The organism is Rhizobacter sp. (assembly GCF_031412075.1).
Classification (GTDB): domain Bacteria; phylum Pseudomonadota; class Gammaproteobacteria; order Burkholderiales; family Burkholderiaceae_C; genus Rhizobacter.
This window is the reverse complement of sequence record NZ_JANOCG010000620.1, coordinates 1-4,429: the sequence shown is the minus strand read 5'-3', so window position 1 is coordinate 4,429 and position 4,429 is coordinate 1. Positions and strand designations below refer to the sequence as shown.

General features: G+C 66.8%; 4 protein-coding genes. 2 read left to right on the top strand and 2 right to left on the bottom strand.

The features are described from left to right. Both RMO40_RS22835 and RMO40_RS22830 read left to right on the top strand, forming a co-directional pair. Positions 1 to 535 (top strand): hypothetical protein (locus tag RMO40_RS22835; RefSeq protein ID WP_309725897.1); only part of this gene is annotated, 535 nt, incomplete at its 5' end. 39 nt (positions 536 to 574) lie between these two features. Further along, positions 575 to 1,645: an AI-2E family transporter gene (locus RMO40_RS22830; protein ID WP_309725896.1), complete on the top strand. Its 1,071-nt coding sequence runs from the start codon at positions 575 to 577 to the stop codon at positions 1,643 to 1,645. A gap of 16 nt (positions 1,646 to 1,661) precedes the next feature. Here RMO40_RS22830 and RMO40_RS22825 read toward each other — a convergent pair whose 3' ends face one another. Both RMO40_RS22825 and RMO40_RS22820 read right to left on the bottom strand, forming a co-directional pair. Then, positions 1,662 to 2,948: a DUF4010 domain-containing protein gene (locus RMO40_RS22825; RefSeq protein WP_309725895.1), complete on the bottom strand. Its 1,287-nt coding sequence runs from the start codon at positions 2,946 to 2,948 to the stop codon at positions 1,662 to 1,664. An 88-nt stretch (positions 2,949 to 3,036) separates the two neighbouring features. After that, positions 3,037 to 4,338: an MBL fold metallo-hydrolase gene (locus RMO40_RS22820; RefSeq protein WP_309725894.1), complete on the bottom strand. Its 1,302-nt coding sequence runs from the start codon at positions 4,336 to 4,338 to the stop codon at positions 3,037 to 3,039. Positions 4,339 to 4,429: the final 91 nt, after the last annotated feature.

Genomic DNA, 4,429 nt, shown 5'->3' with positions numbered 1-4,429 from the left:
GTCGTCACGATCGGACGGCGCGACGGGCCGAGCCGCCGCCGCGAACAAGGACCGGCCGGGGCTCTGGCACGCCGTGGCGTTTGATATGAATCAAGCATGCAAACGAGTCGATGTCCAAGAATCAGCTTCGAACGATCACTGCTCGGCCAAGCGAGCCAAGGATATCTCGATGGCAACGCATCACAAGGCCTCTCTCACCGCACTGGGCCTGCTCTTCGGCGCAGCGCTCAACAGCCCGGGCGCGCACGCCCAATCACGGGGCGAACTGCTCTACTCGACGCACTGCATTTCCTGCCACACGACACAAATGCACTGGAGAGACAAGAAGCAGGCCACCGACTGGGCAAGTCTTCGCGTTCAGGTTCGGCGCTGGCAGGACAACGCCGGCCTGGGCTGGAACGAGGCCGACATCCGCGAAGTGACGCTCTACCTCAATGAAAGCATCTACCGCTACCCACAGACCTCCGATTCACTGGTGCTCAGGGCGCGCTGGCCGTCGTCACTTCGCCACGCGATGCTCAACGCTCGTGAGTGACTTTTGCAGGTGCCGCCAACGTGTTGCCGGCCCAGCGCCATGAACGAAGGACAGACGCCGGTCTGGCTGCGCCGGACTGTGGTGGCGGGTTTGCTCGGCGGCCTGCTCTTTGGGGGCTTCGTGGTGCTGCGGCCGTTTCTGTCAGCCATCGCCTGGGCCGCGATCCTGACTTACGCGTCGTGGCCGCTGCATCTGCGTGTGGTGAAGAGGCTGCGCGGCAACCGCACAGGGGCTGCGCTGGCCATGGCCTTGATGTTGACGCTGACCCTGGGGGTGACGTTGATCTGGCTCGGTGTGTTGTTGCGCAGCGAGGGGATGGCGGCGGTCCATGAAGTTGCCGCATTGCTGGAGGCTGGTGTCCCCCTGCCCGAACCGGTGGCGCGCATTCCGTGGCTGGGCCCATGGCTGCAGGAACGTCTGGCCGAGCTTGGCAGCGATCGTGCGGCCTGGGGTCGGCAACTCTCGGCCATGACCATGCAATGGGGCGGCCTGGCGATGCGCCTCATCGGCGACCTCGGCGTCAATGCACTGCGCTTGGCGGTGGCGTTGCTGACCTCGTTCTTTCTGTTTCGTGATGGCGACCGCCTGCTTGAGCAGCTGCGCCACGTCCTGCAAAGCTTGCTGGGCAATCATGTCGACGCCTATTTCACGGCGGTAGGCGACACCACGCGAGCGGTGGTCTATGGCCTCTTGGTGGCGGCGCTCGCTCAAGGGTTGCTGGCAGGCCTGGGCTATTGGGCGGCGGGCGCGCGTGCACCCGTTTTCTGGGGTGCGGTCACGGTCCTCGTGGCGCTCATCCCCTTCGGCGCACCATTGGTTTGGGGTTCCATTGGCGTGTGGCTGCTGTTCCAGGGCGAGGTTGGCGCGGGCATCGGACTCCTGTTGTGGGGCATGCTGGTGGTCAGCTGGATCGACAACCTGGTGCGCCCCTGGATCATCAGCGGCGTTGCCAAGATCCCGTTCCTGCTCGTGATGTTCGGCGTCTTGGGCGGGCTGGCCGCTTTCGGGCTTGTCGGCCTGTTCGTCGGCCCGGTCACCCTGGCCGTCCTGCTGGCTCTGTGGCGCGAATGGGCCGCGAAGAACTCTCCAAGCCCGGCTCCGGCGTCCTGATGAGCGCACACAACCGTCACCGCGGCAGGACTGTCCAGCCCAGGGCGAACGCAGCACCCAGGGCCATTGCCACCGCGTAGCCACGCAGTACCGGCCAGCCGACGGCCACACCGCCGACCTTCCACGCGATCGCTGCCTTGGTCAGCATGTTGGCGAGCGTGGTCAGGCCGACGGCCAGCACGGCCGTCGATACCGGCAAGCCACCGGCTCCCTGAAGTCGCGCCACCGAGATCACTGCGGCGTCCACATCTGCCAGGCCGGACAACGCCGCCAGTGCATAGATGCCAGGCGCGCCAAGCCACGCCTGGGCCGCTGGAACGAGCACGGCCAGGACGGCCAGGAACAATCCGAAACCCAGTGCAGTGACGAGGTCGAAGGCAGCCACCGGCTCGACCTCTTGCGAAGACAAAACCTCTTGCCCCGAGCGCCTGCGCCACTGCCAGACCGCCAACAAGAGCAGCGCCACCCCGGTCGCAGCGAGTGGCACGCCCAGTGGGCGAAGCAGCCCCGGCGACACCGACGCGAGCAGCACGCAGATGCGAAGAAACATCACCCCGCAGGCCGCCAGAGCACCCGCCGCAGCGGCCTGGGCCAGTGCGGGTTGTCGCTTCGCATGCCGGGCCAGCGCCAGCGTGGCCGCTGTCGAAGAGGCCAGGCCGCCGAGCACGCCGGTCCAGAACACGCCGCGGTGGGCACCCGTGATGCGCATCGCGAAATGGCCCGCGAGCGAGAGCCCGGCAATCAGCACCACGGCCCACCACAAGCGGTATGGGTTCAGGGCCTGGTAGGGCCCGAATCCCGCGTCCGGCAGGTTCGGCAGGATCACCAGCGAGAGCACCAACAACTGCAGCGCCGCGGTCAATTCGCGGTGTTGCATCAGCTGCAACCAACGGTGCAGCGTGGACTTGAGATTGAGCAGCACCGCGACCACCACGGCGGCCGCCAGGGCTTGCGCCGCCGCACCGCGCGCGGCCAGGGCGCCGAGCACCAGGGTGAGCAGCATCGCGACGGCCGTGGTGATGCTCAGGTTGCCCGACTCCCGGGAGGCTTCCCGGTAAGACACCGCCAGCAGAAGCGACAGGCCGAACACTCCGCCCAGCAGTGGCCAGGCGCCGAATTCGGTGAGCAGCACCGCCAGCGCGCCGCCCAGCAACCCGACCAGCGAGAAGGTGCGCAAGCCGGCCACCCGCCCGCCCTCGGCCAGGTCACGGTCGCGCCAGCCGCGCTCGACGCCGATCAGCACGCCCACGGCGAGCGACGCAGCAAGCCCTTGCGCCGTCGCCCAGGTGTCGAGTGAACCCAAGGTCAAAGCACCTCCGTCGCTACTCAATCGCTGCCTCGCGACTTTTCACTTCAACACCGACCAGCGGGTCCATGTCGGCCGCGTGTGATCAGGCAGGCCACGTTGAGAGGTGCTCTGGCACGTGCACCGTCCAGCCGAGTTCGTCTTTGATGCGCAGCCGCAAGGTGTCAGCAGCCTGCGCTTCGCCGTGGACCACAAAAATCTGGCGCGGCGCGGCGTCCAGGGCGCGCATCCACGCCATCAATCCGTTGGCGTCCGCATGGCCCGAGAACCCTTCGAGCTGGCTGACCTCGGCCTTCACCGCAACGTAGGCACCGTGGATCTTCACCTCGCGTGCCCCGGCAACGAGCTTGGCCCCGCGCGTGCCCGCAACCTGGAAGCCTGGAAAGGCGATGTGGTTCTTGGGGTTCGGCGCCATGGCCTTGAGGTGGTGCAAGACGCGGCCCCCGGTGGCCATGCCGCTGGCCGAAATGATCACGCACGGGTACCGCGCCCGAGTCAGCTTTTCTGATTGCTGCGGCGTGGTGACCATCGTGACACCGTCGGTCAATGCGCTGGCTTCACGCGAACTCAGGCGCAGCAACCGCCGGTGGCGCTGGTACAGCGCCGTGGCCTGGATGGCCATCGGGCTGTCCAGGTACACCGGCATGTCGAGCGGGATCTCTCCCGCTGCCCGCAGGGTCTGCAAGCTGTGCAACAGCGCCTGCGCACGGCCGACAGCAAACGATGGCAGCAGCACCGAACCGCCGCGCCGAACCGTGGCCCGGATGATGGCGCCCAGGCGCTGGTCCGCGTCGTTGGCCGGATGGGTGCGGTTGCCGTAGGTGGACTCGATCAGCAACACGTCGGCCTGCGACACGGTCTGCGGCGCCGGCATCAGCACATCGTCATCGCGCCCGAGGTCGCCCGAGAAGACCAGGGATTCGTCGCCCGAGCGAAGCGCCACGGCACACGCGCCCAGCAGGTGGCCGACGGGTGTGAGTGAGATGCGCACGGGCCCCAGGCGAACATCGCGCCCCGCCGCCATCGGGATGATCTTCGCGATTGCGCGTTTGGCATCCGCCACGCCGTAGAGCGGCAAGGCTGTTTCGTGCTTGGAGTATCCGTACTTGTTGGCGCGCCGGGCGTCTTCTTCCTGGAGCTTCGCGCTGTCGAGCAGCAACACTTCGCACAGGTCGCGCGTGGCCGCCGATGCGTACACCGGTCCTGTGTAGCCTTGTTTGACCAACGACGGCAAGTAGCCGCTGTGGTCCAGATGGGCATGGCTGAGCACCACCGCGTCGATCTCCTTGACGGGTATCGGAAGCGCTGCCCAATTGCGCTCGCGCAGCACCTTGAAGCCCTGAAACAAGCCGCAGTCGAGCAGCGGCTTCGCGCACGCTAAGGCCATCGGTGAGACCCGCAACAAATTTTTCGGCTGACCCTGCTTCACGGATCACTTTCACCCTCAGCTCAGCGAGCTGGGCGTACGCACCAGCAGC

What these genes read in the sequence shown, in the direction of transcription:
- RMO40_RS22820 (WP_309725894.1), bottom strand. Translation starts at nt 4,338, where the DNA reads ATGGCCTTAGCGTGCGCGAAGCCGCTGCTCGACTGCGGCTTGTTTCAG.
- RMO40_RS22830 (WP_309725896.1), top strand. Translation starts at nt 575, where the DNA reads ATGAACGAAGGACAGACGCCGGTCTGGCTGCGCCGGACTGTGGTGGCG.